Below are 15746 nucleotides of genomic sequence, written 5' to 3' on the forward strand. Positions count from 1 at the left end.
GCTATGGTGCTTTACTATTGCAAACAGTTGGTTACGCTTAATTACACAATGCAGTAAGCCGTTACAACATTGCCAGATAGCCCGTCTTATAATCAGGGTATTGCCAGCTGAAACCAGTTTGCTGCAAGCGCCGGACACTGACTCTTTTACTTCCGCGCTGAACAACGTGTGGCTGATCGGCAGCAATTTGCAGTTGTTGTTGCAGGAACTGAATAACGTCACTGTACCGGGCCGGGTTCAGATCGGTAAGATTGTAGGCATTTTCTGTACCGAGACCCTGCTGTCGGCGCATTATTAAATGGACGATAGCGCGGGCACAGTCTGATATTTCAATCCGATTGGTATAAACCGGTTGCTTTTCGACAATGTGCTGAGCGTTTTTAGCGATACGCAACATCATGTCCCTACCAGGACCATACAAGCCTGCCGGACGCAGCATAGTGCAGGGCAGGCCACTTTGCAGCCAGCGATCTTCTGCGGCGACCAGAATTTTCGCTGTGCTGCGTTCGGGTAAACGCGGGCTGTCTTCATCAACCCATTCGCCGTGCTGCTGGCCGTAAACACTGGTGGAAGACACCAACCAGACATGAGGTAGCACAGGCTGTTTGCTAAGCCAGCATAACGCTTGCTCGCCAATAACCAGATAGGCCTGCCGGTAGGCTTCATCAGTGCGGCTGTCCGGCGCAACGCACAGGACAACATCTGTTATGTTATCTGATATAACGGGCCAGGGGCTCGTTGCATCGTGCCGGATCAGCTTAACCCCTGGCAAACCTTTGGCTTGACGGCGCATTGCTTGCACCGTCATCCCTTGTTGCAGAGCCTCTGACGCAATTATTGACCCGAGATCACCAAGGCCGACCAATAAGATATTTGTCATTTAATCCGCATCTTTAGTCAGCTGTTCAGGCGCAGTCGGCCAACCTGATTTAATATGTAAATCACGCTGTGGATAGGGGATAGTGATCTTGTTTTGCTTAAAAGCCCGCCAGATAGCCAGGTTAATGGCCGAGCGGATTTCTGCTGTACCTTTTTCCATATCAGTTATCCAAACCCGTAATTCCAGCGCGATGCCACTGTCGGCAAATTCCATCAGACGCACTGTTGGCATTGGCTCGTCCAGCACTCTTGGCGAGACTTTGGCGCATTCCAGCATTAATGCTAACGCCTGTTCCGGGTCATCATCATAACTAATTTGCACTTTGATAATCATCCGGACATTAGTATCGGCGTAGCTCCAGTTGATGACTTCAGAGGTAATCAGATTCTCATTAGGGATTAACGTATCAACTCCCTCGCGGTTACGCACGACCACATAGCGGGCATTTAATTGCTCAACCCAGCCAAAGTTTTCGCCGACGGTAATAATATCGCCCGGTTTAATAGAGCGGTCGAATACCAGAATAAAACCGCTGATAAAGTTAGAGGCAATGCGTTGCAAGCCAAAGCCAAGACCCACGCCAAGTGCCCCGCCAAATACTGCCAGCGAACTTAAATTAATGCCTACTGCATTTAGTGCCACCAGAAAAGCGATAGTAATTAAAATAAACTTACTGAACTTGGCAAAACCGACCTGCATACTCGGGCTGATATGAGCTGAGCGCTGCACCCGCTGGCTGATAAGGTCTGCCAGCCAGATCGCCAGGGTAAACGCCAGGGCGACCATAAACACCAGTTTGAACACAGCCAGCACTGAAATTCGAGTTTCACCTACTGTCATGGCCCGGCTATCCAATACGGCCAGTAAACCGGGTAACCAGCCGGCAAGATGCAGCAGCACGCCGATCCAGATAATACCTGCCAGCAGGTTTTCAGATGATTTTAACAGCGGGCTGACATTAAAAGCTTTACGCAGGATATACACCGCCAGTCGGATCACTGCCAGCGCCACCAGCACCGGGACCGCTACAGCCAGAATTTGCACAGGCAGACCATTTAACTCAAATAGTATTTTCGCCGGTATCAATACGGCCAGTGCGGTCAACGGCCAAAGCAAGCGCTGAATACTGCGCACCGCCAGATGGCGCAAGCCGGTATCCTGGGTATTCTGTCGCTCCATTAAGCGCTGTAAACGGCGGTTAGTTAACGAAGCCAGTATTAGTGCTGCTGCCAGTGCCAGTAATTGCCACCAGAAATCAAATTGTTGTACCTGAACTAACATGGCAGCACTGATTTCATTAAACTTTTCCATAACTATCCTTAAGGCAGTGACTAGAGCAAAAACTAGTGCAATAACAAAAATACTACCGGCAAGCTTACCAGCCCGATCAGTATTCCAAAACCGATAATACCACTTACCAGTCTGGGGGCCAGGCCAGCCATAATAGCGATAGCGCCGGCAGAGATCATTGGCGGCATTGCTGCCTGAAAAATACTGATATCAACCGCCAGACCACTTTGACCAAGGCCGCGCCAGATAGCCCAGGCCAGTAGAGGCATCATCAGCAATTTAATAGTCAGTGCTGATACCAAGGGTGATATTTCACTTCTACTAAACCGAAAGCTTAGCTGAAAACCAACCGCAATCATCACCACCGGCACCAAAGTAGCGGCAAGGTTGTTAATCAGGGCATCGGCCAAAGGCGGGAAACTAACGTTTCTTAGTAGCAGTCCTGCTGCAAGCGCAATAAAAGATGGAAAGCTGACAATTTTAATGATGATGCTTTTCGCTGTCGGTTTGCTGATTTGCGGACTGTAAATGGCTGCCACTATCGTGACGTAGGTAGCCAGGGCAATAAAAGAACCAACCTGGTCATACACTACGGCGTAAGGCATGGCATCGCTGCCAAACAAGGCCTGAGTCATCGGAAAGCCCAAAAATGAGGTATTACCAAGCGGCAACACAATCAGCAGGGCGCCGGTGACTTCCCGCGACCAGCCAAATAATTTACTTAACAATAGCACTGCGGCGACTACCGCAAGCAGCAGTAACCAGGGAGTGAGTGCCGGGATCAGTAACTCGCTGGAAAACTGCAGTAGCGGTACGTTTTTTAAAATCAGTGCTGGCAATGCCACATAAAGCACATAGATATTCAGCACGATACCGCTATTTTCCGGCATCGCCGGCAGCCGGCGCAAGCCAAAGCCGATAACCAGATACGCCAGTACCAGGTAAAAATTATCCATTACTGCTCGCTTATCCGCTGCTCTTTTGCAGCTTTTGAAAGTTGTTTAAGCTGATATTCTGCTTTACTGGCTGTTGCCCGGTCTGCCATCGCTTGCTGGTAAACCAGTTTTAAGGGGCCCTTGCCGCGCAACGCCTTGGCACCACCGCGCAGCTCACCATTATGCTGGCGCAATCGCCGCGCCGGATCGGTGCTAATACCTGTATACAACTGGCCAGTAGCGGTGCGTATCATATAGAGAAACCAGGGTATTGCTGTCATGGTGCTGAATATCTTGTTTTGCGTGCTTCTGTTATAATCGCACTTTAATTAGCCGGTGCCTTCCTGACGCCGGCGCAGTCAGGATCACAAATGTCGTTTCAATCTTTAGGGCTGGCAGAGCCTATTTTACGGGTATTAACCGAGCAGGGTTATACCGAGGCTACACCCGTGCAACAACACAGTATTCCGCTTATTCGCTCCGGTAAAGATGTGCTGGCCGGAGCGCAAACCGGCACCGGTAAAACTGCAGCGTTTACTTTACCACTGCTGCAGCACTTGCTCAATGCGCCGAAAGTGTTAACTGCCGGTCAGGTAAGAGTTTTAGTACTTACCCCGACCCGTGAGCTGGCGCAGCAGGTGCATGACAGTGTGCTGACTTACAGTCGTCATGTCAGTTGCCGCAGTGCAGTGTTTTACGGCGGCGTGTCGATCCGGCCGCAGTATGATGACGCAGAGCTGGGGCTGGATATTCTGGTGGCGACACCGGGGCGGTTGATTGATCATTTGCATCAGCAAACTATCGATTTAAGCCAGCTGGAAGTGCTGGTACTGGATGAAGCCGACCGCATGCTGGATATGGGGTTCGTGGTAGACATTAAACGGATCATGGCCAAGCTGCCGGCCAAGAGACAAACCTTGTTATTTTCGGCCACTTATTCTAACGACATTAAGCAACTGGCCGATGAATTGTTAGACAGCCCGGTACTGGTGGAAGTGGCCGCTGCCAACGCCACTGCCGATCGGGTAAGCCAGCAGGTGTATCTGGTCGATAAACACCGTAAGCGGGAGATGCTGTCGCATTTAATTGGCGCCCGTAACTGGCCACAGGTGCTGGTGTTTGTCCGCACCAAGCACGGCGCTGACCGCTTAGCCAAACAATTGCAGAAAGACGGTTTAAAAACCGCGGCTATTCATGGCGACAAGAGCCAGGGCGCCCGCACCAAAGCCTTAGCCGATTTTAAAGCGGGTTCGGTACGGGTGTTAGTGGCGACTGATATCGCCGCCCGTGGCCTCGATATCAGTGAGTTGCCTTATGTGGTTAACTACGATTTACCACAAATCGCCGAAGACTATGTGCACCGAATAGGCCGCACCGGCCGCGCCGGCATGAGTGGTATTGCGGTAACCCTGGTAACGCCGGAGGATGCAGGTGCCTTGCAGGAGATTGAAAAGTTAACTCAGCAAGTGTTAAGCACTGAAGTGCTGCCAGGTTACGAGCACGACCCAAGTTATAAAGCACCGAACGAAGTCATTGCCCGCACACCAGGCCAGCGGCCCGGGCGCAACGATGGTGCCGCCAAACGCCAGGCGCAGGGTAAGTTAAAAGCTAAGCTTAGAGCAAAGGCACTGGGTAAGGCATAACGTTAAGCAAGTCATGCAACAGGCCAAAGAGCAGACTTTTCGTCTGCTTTTTTATGCGCTGAATGGTCTTCGTGTGGACTTTTATTTATAATTGGTCTACATTGATTGTAATTTAAGCAGGCACGAGGTTGTTATGCAGGCATTACAGCTAGACAGGCAAAGCCAACGGCAAGCCGCTGGCACAGGGCTTAAAACGGTATTTACTATTCTGGATAAATGGCAATGCTCGCCCGAGCAAATACAGCGTATTTTACAAATCTCTAAAGCGGCCTATTATAAATACCGCAACGATCCCTATTGCGCCAGCTTAACCCAGGACCAGATAGAGCGGATAAGCTATCTATTGAACATACACAGTAGCCTGCGGTTGCTATTTGATAATCCGCAAAACCTGTATGGGTTTATGGCGCTGCCAAATCATAACCCGTATTTTAATGGTAAAAGCCCACTACAGATTGTCAGCAGTGGTCAGTTTGCCGCATTGTATGAGACCTTCAAACATATCGATGCGCTGCGCGGTGGCATGTGGTAACAAAGTCAGAAGCAAAGTCCATAGCGAACGTAAGTACCAAACCGGATGACTTCGAGCAGGTAAAGCTGCTACGCCAACAAAGCTATCGGCTGATTAATTCAAAATTTCCGCCGGTGTCGGTGTTTGACGATGTCGCCGATGCCGATGAATTTGATACCTTATTTGAGTTGCAGGCATTAACCAACCCCCGGTTACAGGCGCTGGCGGGGAATTTAAGTTTACTGCCCCGCACTGAGATCCCCTTTGGTATTGCCGGCTGCTCTTATGCAGTAGCACCTTTCACCCATGTTAACCCGGCGGGCAGCCGTTTTTCTGACGGCCGTTTCGGCGTGCTGTATCTGGCAGAGAATGTACAAACTGCTATCAACGAGGTTGCCTATCATCAGAACCGGTACTGGAGCCGGGTGCCAGAGCTTTCGTATGAGCGTTTCGTATTTCGGGCGCTCAGCTGCGAATTTGCTGATGTCAGCCTGAGCGATCTGACCAGCCTATCGCCACAGCATGCCATTTACCACTCAGAGGACTACACTGCTGCCAGGGCGCTGGGCGGTAACTTACGGCTGCAGGGCAGTGCCGGCGTGCAATATAACTCGGTGCGAAACCAGGGAGCGCTGTGCTGGGGCTTGTTCAGCCCAAAGTATGTTACGCAGATGGTGCAACATGCACACTATGAAATGATCTGGCAAAACGGCAAAATCAGCGCTATTAACCAGATTGTCAGCTGCAGTTAGAAAAAAGGGGTCGGAGTTAATAATCGCCTTTCCTTTACAATACACTGAAATAAAAAGGGTTAACTTAGCGTGTCTTTAATTGTCTCCGACCCCTTTTTAGCTTGCTTTGATCAATGACGCAAACTATATTCATATTTGTTAATTTTGAATATTTTGGTTGGTAAGGGTAATGGCAACTACAAGTTTGAGCCTGGGTGAACATTGGGAAGTGTTTATTAAGAATGAAATAGCCAGCGGCCGCTACGGCTCTGCCAGTGAGGTGGTGCGCGATGCGCTAAGAGCCATGGAGGAACGTAAGAGTAAAGTAGAAGCCTTGCGAGCGCATTTAGCTGAGGGCGCGGCTCAGGCCCGCAATGGTGAGTTTGTCGATAGTTTCACGATGGATTCGCTGATTAAAGATTTGGATGCCGGATCCTGATGACAAAAACACCCCGAATACACTACCGGGTTACCCCGCGAGCCAGGGATGACTTGAAAAATATCGGCCGATACACTGAAAAAACCTGGGGTAGGGAGCAACGTAACACCTATTTAAAAGATATTGAACGACGTTTTGCCTGGCTTGCTGAAAAGCCATTGCTTGGCAAGCACAGAGCGGATCTTCAGCAAGGCTACTACAGTTATCCTCAGGGGCAGCATGTGATATTTTACCTGATAGGTGATAGCGGAATTGAGGTTATTGGTGTGCCCCATAAGGAAATGGATATCATCAGTTATTTTCCGGATATTTCTGGTAGTTAACTGCGCATTTTGCCGGGTATGAAAACGCCTTTTAGTGACGACAGATTGCCGCAAGCTTAACTGCGATACAACGTTTTAATCAGGTGAAAACCAAACTGGGTTTTCACCGGGCCATGTACTTCTAACACCGCCAGTTTAAATACGACATCATCAAAGGCTTTAACCATCTGGCCTTTGCGAAACTCGCCTAAATCGCCACCTTTTTTGCCTGACGGACAGAGCGAGTGTTGCTTAGCTAATTTGCCGAAATCGGCGCCTTTTGCTAATTGCTGTTTCAGTTTTTCGGCTTCTTCCCGGGTTTTAACTAAGATATGTAAGGCGCAGGCTTTAGACATTGTCATTTCCTTGATAGTTAAAAGCGAAGATTGGAACCCCGTTTCGGTCGACACAGAGTGTCTGAGCGAGTGCGCAGACACTCGCGAGTTGCTGTGGCGAGCCGGGGCGGGTGTTGCAATCGCAGCTACACCCTTTCCGCAGAGTTAACCAGCAGGCTGCTGCTGGGTAATACAGTGAATATTACCACCGCCCAGTAAAATTTCCCGGCCAGGCACGGTAACAACCTGATGATCCGGATATAGCTGCTGTAATATTTCAGCGGCAACTTTATCATTTGGGTCGTCAAAGGTTGGCATTACCAGGCCGCCATTACACAAATAAAAGTTGATGTAAGAACCGGCCAGCCGGGCATTTGCCTCGCGCGGAATAGCGCTTAAGGTAGCATCTACCGTAGCGTATTCATCGGCATTGGCAATTATTGGCTTTGGCAGCGGCAGTTTATGCACTTTAATTTTGCGGCCTTTGGCGTCCATGCTGGCTTCTAAATAATCCAGGGCCGCTTTGCTGCGCGCATACTGCGGGTCATTTTGATCGTCAGTCCAGGCTAATACCACTTCGCCGGGTTTTACAAAGCAGGCCATGTTATCAACGTGACCATCAGTTTCGTCGTTAAAAATACCTTCTTTTAACCACAATACTTTGCTGATCCCCAAATACTGCGTCAGTATTTCTTCAATCTGCTCGCGGCTTAAATGCGGGTTGCGGTTGGTATTAAGTAAACACTCTTCGGTGGTTAACAAGGTACCTTCGCCATCAACGTGAATTGCGCCGCCTTCCAGCACAAAGCCCTCGGTGCGGTAGCGGGGCAGGTGCTCAATACCCAGAATTTTACTGGCGACCTGATCATCAAATTGCCACGGGAAATACAAACCACCATTCAGGCCACCCCAGGCATTGAAGGTCCAGTCGATACCACGCACTTCGCCTTTGCCATTCGTAACAAAAGTCGGGCCGGTGTCGCGGCACCAGGCGTCATTATTGGATATTTCTACCACCCGTACCGGATACAGTGCGCCAGCTTTGCTCAGCTGGGCTTCGGCATTGGCATATTGCGCAGCCGACACCCCAACCGTTACCGGCTCAAAGCGGGCTATGGCGGCAATAACCGCGCAAAAAGCCTGCTGGGCCGGCTTGGCACCCATCCGCCAGCTGTCGGTACGCTCCGGCCAGACCATCCAGGTTTGTTTATGCGCTGCCCATTCGGCTGGCATGCTAAAACCATCATGTTTAGGTGTGGTTGGCAGTAAGCGGCTCACTTGCTGTTCTCCGGGTTAACTTTGCCGTCTTTGGTCAGGATGGTGTCATAAATGTCGATACGACGGTCGCGGAACAGGCCCCAGGCCCGGCGATCTGCGGCCACTTTGTCTAAATCGAAGGTGTGTACCAGCACAGCCTCGTCGGTTTCCCCCGCTTCCTGCACTTTAGCGCCGGTGGCATCAGCAATAAAGGAGCTACCATAAAAGGTGATATGGAAGTCGCCTTCGGTTTCAGTTCCAATCCGGTTGGACGCAATCAGTGGCATTAAATTAGCTGCGGCATGACCCTGCTGGGTGCGCTGCCAGTGATCCCGTGAATTAATCGTGGCATCATGTGGCTCGCTGCCAATAGCAGTGGGGTAAAACAGCAACTCAGCCCCCATTAGTGCCATGCTGCGGGCGCACTCCGGAAACCATTGATCCCAGCAAATGCCCACGCCAATTTTGGCGTAGCGGGTTTGCCATACCTTAAAACCGGTATCACCCGGGGTGAAATAATACTTTTCGCTGTAACCCGGGCCATCCGGAATATGGCTTTTGCGGTAGGTGCCCAGGTTTTCACCATCGGCGTCGATAATCACTACACTGTTATACAGGCAGTTACCGGCTCGCTCGTAGATACTGATTGGCAACACCACATTAAGCTCTTTGGCAATTTTAGCGAAATGCTTAACCGCCGGGTTTTCCTCTACCGTGGTGGCAAATTCCAGGTAAGCCGGCTTTTGCTTCTGGCAAAAGTAATTACGTTCAAACAGCTCCTGCAGCAGAATGACCTGGGCGCCTTTAGCGGCCGCATCGCGCACCAGCTTTTCGCCACGGGCAATGTTTTCTTCAACATTCCAGCCGCCCACCATTTGAGTCGCAGCAACGGTTACATTACGCATCAGTTATCTCCAGCAGAAGGTTTAAACCAACAGGCTAGCATTCATAAGAATACTTGCCAAACAGGGCGCGCAAAATGCCGTATTTTTGTGCTGTCGTCAACGCTTTTTATCAGAAATAAAAGTGGTTATTGCAGCGCCAGTTCAGCAGCCTTTAACAGCAATTCGCTTTCTAGCCGGGTTTTATAATTAATATGCACATAATTAAAAACAACTTCGCCGTCAGTATTCAGGATATAGACCGCAGGTACCGGCAATACCACCTTCTCAGTACCGGCTTCGGTGGTAATCAGACGTCCCAATTTTCCTTTGTAAATGGCCGCCGTTTCATCGTCCAGATAGTAGGCCAGACCAAAGGCACTACTGGCTTTAAATTGGTTGTCTGACAGCAACAGGTAATTCAAACGCTGACCGCCGGTGTCGTTGATGCTCTTGCTGATTGACCCGACGCTGTCCGGGGTAATGGCGATGATCTGATAGCCCAGCTCGGTCAGCGCCGGTTCAATAGTGCGCAGCGCGGCTAACTGGGCGTTGCAATAAGGGCACCAGCCACCCCGGTAAAATACCAGAACGCTGGGTTGCTTCTTTACCAGTTGGTTCAAGTCGACCGCAGTGTTGTCAGCTGTTGTCAGGGTCACGTCAGGAATGGCCAGGCCATTCAGTAACGGGGTTACCTGTTCCGGCGAAGGAGCAATAGCGGGGGCTGCCATAAGTTTGATGCTGAACAAGCTGGCGATAACAGCGATTTGATAGAGTTTCATAGGGTTTTCCTGTTAGTCGTGACAATGGTTGATACTGCAGTAATTATCTGTTGTGTATAGAAAGCACTGCAACACAGACCGGCGTAGTACAGGTTTACTTTCAGTCCACGGTAAAATCGCGTTATGGTTTTCTGGCCGCTGTTGCGGACAAGCCGGCGCTTACTGGCGTAGAATAGATAGTAGTACATGCAAGCAAAGCACAGAGAAGGTTACCTGTCATGAGCAGTAACACCCCGGTACAGCAATTTGATATCAGTGTCGTTGGCGGCGGCATGGTTGGCGCCGCTATTGCGCTGAGCCTTAGCCAGGCTGGTTTACAAGTGGCGTTGATTGAAAAGCAGGCCCCTGTGGAATTTGACCCAAACAGTGCGCCGGATTTGCGGGTATCGTCAATTAACCTGGCAAGTGAAGCCTGGTTAAGCAGCCTTGGCGCCTGGCAGACATTGCAACAAATGCGGTTGTGCCCCTATCAGCGGCTACAGGCATTTGAACAGCCGCAAAGTGTGGTTACCTTTGCGGCGGCAGATATAAAACGCAGCCATCTTGGCCATATTGTTGAGAATAATTTATTGCAGCTGGCATTGTGGCAGCAATTCCCGGCTAATCTGACACTGTTTTGTCCGGCTTCGGTTGCAACGCTGAGTCAAACTTATGACAGTGCCTTGCTCACTTTAGATAGCGGTGAGCAGCTTGAAAGCAAGTTAGTCATCGCTGCTGATGGTGGCAACTCGCAATTGCGCCAGTTAGCCGGCATAGGCACTAATGGCTGGCAGTATCAGCAAGCCTGTTTAGTGGCACTGGTCAATACGCCTTATCCACAACAGGATGTCACCTGGCAGCAATTTACGCCAACTGGCCCGAAAGCGTTTTTACCACTGTCAGGGCAGCAGGGGTCGATAGTCTGGTATGAAGATGCGCCACGGGTAAAACAGCTGGCAGCCCTTAAGCCTGAGCAACTTACCCGGGAGTTGCTAAAGGCTTTTCCTGCTCAGTTGGGTGAGGTAGAGGTTGTGAGTAGCAGCTGGTTTCCGTTAGCGCGGATGGATGCCAACAGTTATTACTCAGGCAGAGTCGTGTTGGCAGGTGATGCCGCCCACACCATTAACCCGTTAGCGGGCCAGGGGGTAAACCTCGGCTTTGCCGATGCAAAGCTGCTGACAGAACTGATTAACAGCGCTCACCAGCAACAGCAGGATATTGGTAGTGCTGTATTGCTAAGCCGCTATCAGCGCAAACGTAAGCCGGCTAATTTACTGATGATGAGTACTATGGATGGCTTTTATCAGCTGTTTGGCAATGATATCGCCCCGCTGCGCAACCTGCGCCAGCTGGCCCTGACTGTTGCCTCGCGCAGTAGCATGCTGAAAACCCTGGTTGCCCGCTATGCAGTTGGAAGCGAATAACTAAGAAGTTCTATCACGATAGGTTAGAACTCTTTTGGCTTAGTATACTCCGGTTGCAACGCCTGTTGTGCTCGCCACAGCAACTCGCGAACGCTGCGCGTCCACTCAGACACTCTGTGGCTGTGCGCTACAGGGTTCCAACCTCGCATCTCCGTGACGGCCATTTTTAATGAAGACTAAAAGCAAAAACCCAGCCTGGGCTGGGTTTTCAAAATATGGCAGGGGCGCCAGGATTCGAACCTGGGCATGGCGGGATCAAAACCCGCTGCCTTACCGCTTGGCTACGCCCCTAAAAGGTGGATGGCAGTTCAGGTAAACACAAGGAGAGATAAAATCAACTGCCTGAGTTAATGGCAGGGGCGCCAGGATTCGAACCTGGGCATGGCGGGATCAAAACCCGCTGCCTTACCGCTTGGCTACGCCCCTGCAGAAACTGCTTACTTGCTTGTTATGGTGCGGAAAGAGAGACTCGAACTCTCACGCCTCGCGGCGCTGGAACCTAAATCCAGTGCGTCTACCAATTCCGCCATTCCCGCATACATATAGGAAAATTAAGTGGTGGCTACAGCGGGAATCGAACCTGCGACCCCAGCATTATGAGTGCTGTGCTCTAACCAGCTGAGCTATGTAGCCACGCTAACTTGTCCTAAGCAAGTGGCGCGTATTATGCTGATCTGACATATTAGCGTCAACCGTTTTTTTGCGTTTAGTGAGCTGTGCGGGCGTGTTTGCTGTTTTTATACGCAAATCGGCTGCCTTATTTTCAGCGGCAATGCCAATAATAGTCGGCAATTAGCAGCAAGCCGCGCCTTAAAACAAAAAACCGCTGCACAGGCAGCGGTTTTTTCAGCGTAATAACAGCTTTATACGTTAAAGCGGAAATGCATAACATCGCCATCTTTAACAATGTAATCTTTGCCTTCCAGCCGCCATTTGCCGGCTTCTTTGGCACCCGCTTCGCCTTTAAAGCTGACAAAGTCATCGTAGCCCACCACTTCGGCACGAATAAAGCCCTTCTCGAAGTCGGTGTGAATAACGCCGGCTGCCTGCGGTGCCGTGGCACCAATGGCGACAGTCCAGGCCCGAACTTCTTTCACCCCGGCGGTAAAGTAGGTATGTAAGCTCAGCAGAGAATAACCACCGCGAATAACCCGGTTTAAACCTGGCTCTTCCAGACCCATATCTGCCATAAATTCGGCCTTCTCGTCATCTTCCAGCTCAGCAATTTCAGATTCGATCGCCGCGCAAACCGGCACTACGATGGCGCCTTCTTTCTCAGCTATAGCCTGCACGATATCCAGGTAAGGATTGTTTTCAAAGCCATCGTCGGTCACGTTGGCAATGTACATGGTCGGTTTAATGGTTAAAAAGTTCATATAGGCAATTAAGGCTTTTTCGTCCTTGTCCAGCTCCAGCTGACGCAACGTGTTGCCTTGTTCTAAATGCGCTTTTACTTTCTCCAGTACCAGTATTTCGGCTTTGGCGTCTTTATCACCACCTTTAGCTTTTTTACTTACCCGGAAAATAGCGCGCTCAGCGCTGTCCATGTCAGACAGTACCAACTCCATATTAATGGTATCGATATCATCGGCCGGGTCTATTTTGCCAGCAACGTGAATAATGTTTTCATCGTCAAAGCAACGCACCACATGGCCGATGGCGTCTGTTTCACGAATATTGGCCAGAAATTTATTGCCAAGACCTTCACCTCTGGAGGCGCCTTTGACCAGACCGGCAATGTCGACGAATTCCATGGTGGTAGGAATGACCCGTTGCGGTTTAACAATTTCAGCCAGTTTGTCCAGCCGTAAGTCAGGTACCGGTACCACGCCGGTATTAGGCTCTATGGTACAAAACGGGAAGTTGGCCGCTTCAATGCCTGCCTTGGTTAACGCATTAAACAAGGTAGACTTACCGACGTTTGGCAGGCCGACAATACCACATTTGAAACCCATAATAATTTTCCTTCAGGCTGTGTTGCTGGCCGCGAGGCTAGCTGGCTTTAAAACTGTGTAAGCGATGCTGGGCTTTAATTAAGCCGTCGCGCGCCAGAATGTCAAAGCAACTTACTGCCTCATCAATGCTGGCATCTATTAATTTTTGTTCACTGGCCGGGGCTTTGCCCAGCACAAAACCGGTCACCTGATCTTTATGGCCGGGATGGCCAATGCCCAGGCGTAACCGGTAAAAATTCGGGTTGTTACTAAAGCGCGCCATAATATCGCGTAAACCGTTGTGACCAGCATGGCCACCACCCAGTTTAAATTTGGCGATACCGGGCTCCAGCGCCAGCTCATCATGCGCCACCAGAATATTTTCCGGTGCCAGTTTATAAAACTGGGCCATAGCCAGTACGGCTTTACCACTGAGATTCATATAAGTAGAGGGGATAAGCAGTTTATATTCCTGGCCGGCACAAATGAATTTACCGGTATAACCGAAGAACTTACTGTCATTTTTCAGGCTGACATTGAAGGCATGAGCCAGCTTTTCTACAAACCAGACCCCGGCATTGTGCCGGGTATGCTGGTACTCGGGGCCCGGGTTACCCAGGCCCACGATTAACTGAACATTGGCAGGTAATGTGTCAGACATTACTCAGCAGTTTCAGTTTCTTCTTCTGTATCAACGGCTTTACCAGCAGGCTTGTTAACAGATACTACTGGCAGGTCATGGCCTTCACCTTTGTGTAACTGAACAAAGCTAACACCTTTAGGTGCTTTAATGTCAGTCAGGTGCAGAGTAGTACCTACTTCAACATCTGCCAGGTCTACTTCGATAAACTCTGGTAAGTCTTTTGGTAATACGCTGATTTCAATCTCGTTCAGAGCGTGAATAACTACGCCGCCTTTTTTGATTGGCATTTCTTCGTTTAAGAAGTGGATCGGAACGATAGTGGTCAGTTCGTGGCCAGCTTCAACGCGTTGGAAGTCAACGTGCATGATTTTTGGCTTGTACGGGTGACGTTGCATATCTTTAACGATAGCCTGGATCTTCTCTTTACCTACTGTGATGGTCAGGATGTGAGAGTAGAATGCTTCAAAGCTTTGCGCTTTTAACAGCTTAGAGTGCTCTAAAGTAACAGATAAGGCATCTTTGTGTCCGCCATAAATGATGGCTGGAACTTTGTCTTCGTGACGCAGGCGGCGGCTCGCACCTTTCCCCAGGTCAGTACGGACTTCTGCAGTTAACGTGAAAATTGCATCAGACATGATGTACTCCAATAAAGTGATTTTTGTTGCGGCTTGCGACCAGCCCCAACCTGATTGCCCCTTCAAAAGGCGCGACATATTACCACCGGCACCGGATAGCTGCAAATGAAAAAGGCGCCGACAGGCGCCTCAATACAAACGACTGTCGGAATTAATCAAACATTGACGAAATAGACTCTTCGTTACTGATCCGGCGGATACACTCTGCCATCAGTTCACTCAAGGTAAGCTGGCGCACTTTGCTAACCGCTTTCATCGCTTCAGACAGTGGAATAGTGTCAGTAATTATCAGCTCATCAATTACCGAATTGCTGATAATTTCCGGCGCGTTGCCCGAGAATACCGCGTGGGTAGCATACGCAAATACCCGTTTTGCGCCTTGCTCTTTTAATGCTTCAGCTGCCTTACATAGGGTACCACCGGTATCTATCATATCGTCAACGATAATGCAGTCACGGTCTTTGACATCACCAATAATATGCATAACCTGCGACACGTTGGCTTTTGGCCGGCGTTTATCAATAATAGCTAAGTCGGCGTCGTTCAGTAATTTAGCCACGGCGCGGGCCCGCACAACACCACCAATATCCGGCGATACGACAACCGGAGACACCAGAGATTTTTTGCGCATGTCTTCCAGCAATACCGGGCTGGCAAACACGTTATCAACCGGCACATCGAAGAAGCCCTGAATTTGTTCAGCATGGAGATCAACAGTAAGAACCCGATCTACCCCAACACTGGACAAGAAGTCCGCAACCACTTTAGCGGTGATAGGCACCCGGGCTGAGCGTACCCGGCGATCCTGACGGGCATAACCAAAATAAGGGATAACGGCAGTGATCCGGCCGGCTGAAGCGCGCCGTAATGCATCTACCATGACAATTAACTCCATTAAATTGTCATTGGTTGGGGCGCAGGTTGACTGAATAATAAAAACATCAGAACCACGAACATTCTCATTGATTTGTACGCTAACTTCGCCATCACTGAAACGGCCAACGTCGGCATCTCCCAGTTTAATGTAGAGACGGCTGGCAATTTTGTTAGCTAGATCTGGTATGGCGTTACCAGCGAAAACCTTCATGTCGGGCACAGTAGGATCCTCAGGGCGGTGGTGAGTCCGGTTAAATCATTAAATGCCG

18 protein-coding genes and 4 tRNA genes are annotated in these 15746 nt (G+C 50.0%); 6 read left to right on the forward strand and 16 right to left on the reverse strand.

The features are described 5' to 3' along the window. Nucleotides 1-61: 61 nt before the first annotated feature. The 4 genes from CRO03_RS10745 to CRO03_RS10760 are packed head-to-tail and all read right to left on the reverse strand — an operon-like array spanning nt 62 to nt 3386. Complete coding sequence (locus CRO03_RS10745; RefSeq protein WP_097111624.1) at nt 62-880, reverse strand: NAD-dependent epimerase/dehydratase family protein; 819 nt, start codon at nt 878-880, stop codon at nt 62-64. Beyond that, nucleotides 881-2191, reverse strand: coding sequence for a mechanosensitive ion channel family protein (locus CRO03_RS10750; protein WP_097111625.1), 1311 nt, complete (start codon nt 2189-2191; stop codon nt 881-883). A gap of 32 nt (nt 2192-2223) precedes the next feature. Next, entirely contained in the window at nt 2224-3126 is a 903-nt protein-coding gene (locus CRO03_RS10755) for an AEC family transporter (protein WP_097111626.1), read from the reverse strand. Further along, on the reverse strand, nt 3126-3386 hold the full coding sequence (locus CRO03_RS10760; protein ID WP_170948993.1) for a GIY-YIG nuclease family protein: 261 nt from the start codon (nt 3384-3386) through the stop codon (nt 3126-3128). Before CRO03_RS10760 ends, CRO03_RS10755 begins: the two co-directional genes overlap by 1 nt. A gap of 90 nt (nt 3387-3476) precedes the next feature. Here CRO03_RS10760 and CRO03_RS10765 point away from each other — a divergent pair, with 90 nt between their 5' ends. The 5 genes from CRO03_RS10765 to CRO03_RS10785 all read left to right on the forward strand — a co-directional run bounded on the left by CRO03_RS10765 (nt 3477) and on the right by CRO03_RS10785 (nt 6752). Continuing rightward, entirely contained in the window at nt 3477-4748 is a 1272-nt protein-coding gene (locus CRO03_RS10765) for a DEAD/DEAH box helicase (RefSeq protein ID WP_097111628.1), read from the forward strand. A gap of 133 nt (nt 4749-4881) precedes the next feature. Then, nucleotides 4882-5280, forward strand: a complete 399-nt coding sequence (locus tag CRO03_RS10770; RefSeq protein ID WP_097111629.1) for an antitoxin Xre-like helix-turn-helix domain-containing protein — start codon at nt 4882-4884, stop codon at nt 5278-5280. After that, complete coding sequence (locus tag CRO03_RS10775) at nt 5274-6011, forward strand: RES family NAD+ phosphorylase (protein WP_212682403.1); 738 nt, start codon at nt 5274-5276, stop codon at nt 6009-6011. Before CRO03_RS10770 ends, CRO03_RS10775 begins: the two co-directional genes overlap by 7 nt. Nucleotides 6012-6180: 169 nt before the next feature. Continuing rightward, complete coding sequence (locus tag CRO03_RS10780) at nt 6181-6429, forward strand: type II toxin-antitoxin system ParD family antitoxin (protein ID WP_097111630.1); 249 nt, start codon at nt 6181-6183, stop codon at nt 6427-6429. Further along, nucleotides 6429-6752 (forward strand): type II toxin-antitoxin system RelE/ParE family toxin, encoded by a 324-nt coding sequence (locus tag CRO03_RS10785; protein ID WP_097111631.1) that lies wholly within the window; start codon nt 6429-6431, stop codon nt 6750-6752. Before CRO03_RS10780 ends, CRO03_RS10785 begins: the two co-directional genes overlap by 1 nt. A 56-nt stretch (nt 6753-6808) precedes the next feature. On the opposite strand, the gene ppiC is transcribed toward CRO03_RS10785, so the two are convergent. The 4 genes from ppiC to CRO03_RS10805 all read right to left on the reverse strand — a co-directional run bounded on the left by ppiC (nt 6809) and on the right by CRO03_RS10805 (nt 9986). Beyond that, a complete protein-coding gene (ppiC, locus tag CRO03_RS10790) occupies nt 6809-7087 on the reverse strand; it encodes a peptidylprolyl isomerase PpiC (RefSeq protein WP_097111632.1) in 279 nt (92 codons plus the stop codon). A gap of 144 nt (nt 7088-7231) precedes the next feature. Next, nucleotides 7232-8344 carry an agmatine deiminase gene (gene aguA / locus CRO03_RS10795; RefSeq protein WP_097111633.1) on the reverse strand — a complete coding sequence of 371 codons (1113 nt, stop codon included), beginning with the start codon at nt 8342-8344 and terminating at the stop codon, nt 7232-7234. Continuing rightward, nucleotides 8341-9228 (reverse strand): N-carbamoylputrescine amidase, encoded by an 888-nt coding sequence (gene aguB / locus CRO03_RS10800; protein ID WP_097111634.1) that lies wholly within the window; start codon nt 9226-9228, stop codon nt 8341-8343. The genes aguA and aguB overlap by 4 nt, the downstream gene beginning before the upstream one ends. A gap of 125 nt (nt 9229-9353) precedes the next feature. Next, a complete protein-coding gene (locus CRO03_RS10805) occupies nt 9354-9986 on the reverse strand; it encodes a peroxiredoxin-like family protein (protein WP_097111635.1) in 633 nt (210 codons plus the stop codon). 218 nt (nt 9987-10204) lie between these two features. Here CRO03_RS10805 and CRO03_RS10810 point away from each other — a divergent pair, with 218 nt between their 5' ends. Continuing rightward, complete coding sequence (locus tag CRO03_RS10810) at nt 10205-11389, forward strand: FAD-dependent oxidoreductase (protein ID WP_097111636.1); 1185 nt, start codon at nt 10205-10207, stop codon at nt 11387-11389. A gap of 216 nt (nt 11390-11605) precedes the next feature. Here CRO03_RS10810 and CRO03_RS10815 read toward each other — a convergent pair. The 8 genes from CRO03_RS10815 to CRO03_RS10850 form a co-directional block, all read right to left on the reverse strand. Then, nucleotides 11606-11680, reverse strand: a tRNA-Gln gene (locus CRO03_RS10815). Nucleotides 11681-11740: 60 nt separating this feature from the next. Next, a tRNA-Gln gene (locus CRO03_RS10820) sits at nt 11741-11815 on the reverse strand. Nucleotides 11816-11840: 25 nt separating this feature from the next. Beyond that, a tRNA-Leu gene (locus tag CRO03_RS10825) sits at nt 11841-11925 on the reverse strand. Nucleotides 11926-11945: 20 nt separating this feature from the next. Then, nucleotides 11946-12022, reverse strand: a tRNA-Met gene (locus CRO03_RS10830). 230 nt (nt 12023-12252) lie between these two features. After that, nucleotides 12253-13344 carry a redox-regulated ATPase YchF gene (gene ychF / locus CRO03_RS10835; protein ID WP_097111637.1) on the reverse strand — a complete coding sequence of 364 codons (1092 nt, stop codon included), beginning with the start codon at nt 13342-13344 and terminating at the stop codon, nt 12253-12255. A gap of 37 nt (nt 13345-13381) precedes the next feature. Further along, a complete protein-coding gene (gene pth / locus CRO03_RS10840) occupies nt 13382-13984 on the reverse strand; it encodes an aminoacyl-tRNA hydrolase (RefSeq protein ID WP_097111638.1) in 603 nt (200 codons plus the stop codon). Further along, a complete protein-coding gene (locus CRO03_RS10845; protein WP_097111678.1) occupies nt 13984-14601 on the reverse strand; it encodes a 50S ribosomal protein L25/general stress protein Ctc in 618 nt (205 codons plus the stop codon). The genes pth and CRO03_RS10845 overlap by 1 nt, the downstream gene beginning before the upstream one ends. Nucleotides 14602-14752: 151 nt before the next feature. Beyond that, nucleotides 14753-15688 carry a ribose-phosphate pyrophosphokinase gene (locus CRO03_RS10850; protein ID WP_245861606.1) on the reverse strand — a complete coding sequence of 312 codons (936 nt, stop codon included), beginning with the start codon at nt 15686-15688 and terminating at the stop codon, nt 14753-14755. Nucleotides 15689-15746: the final 58 nt, after the last annotated feature.

The sequence above is a fragment of the Arsukibacterium tuosuense genome, assembly GCF_900215315.1.
In the GTDB taxonomy this organism is placed as follows: Bacteria; Pseudomonadota; Gammaproteobacteria; order Enterobacterales; family Alteromonadaceae; genus Alishewanella; species Alishewanella tuosuense.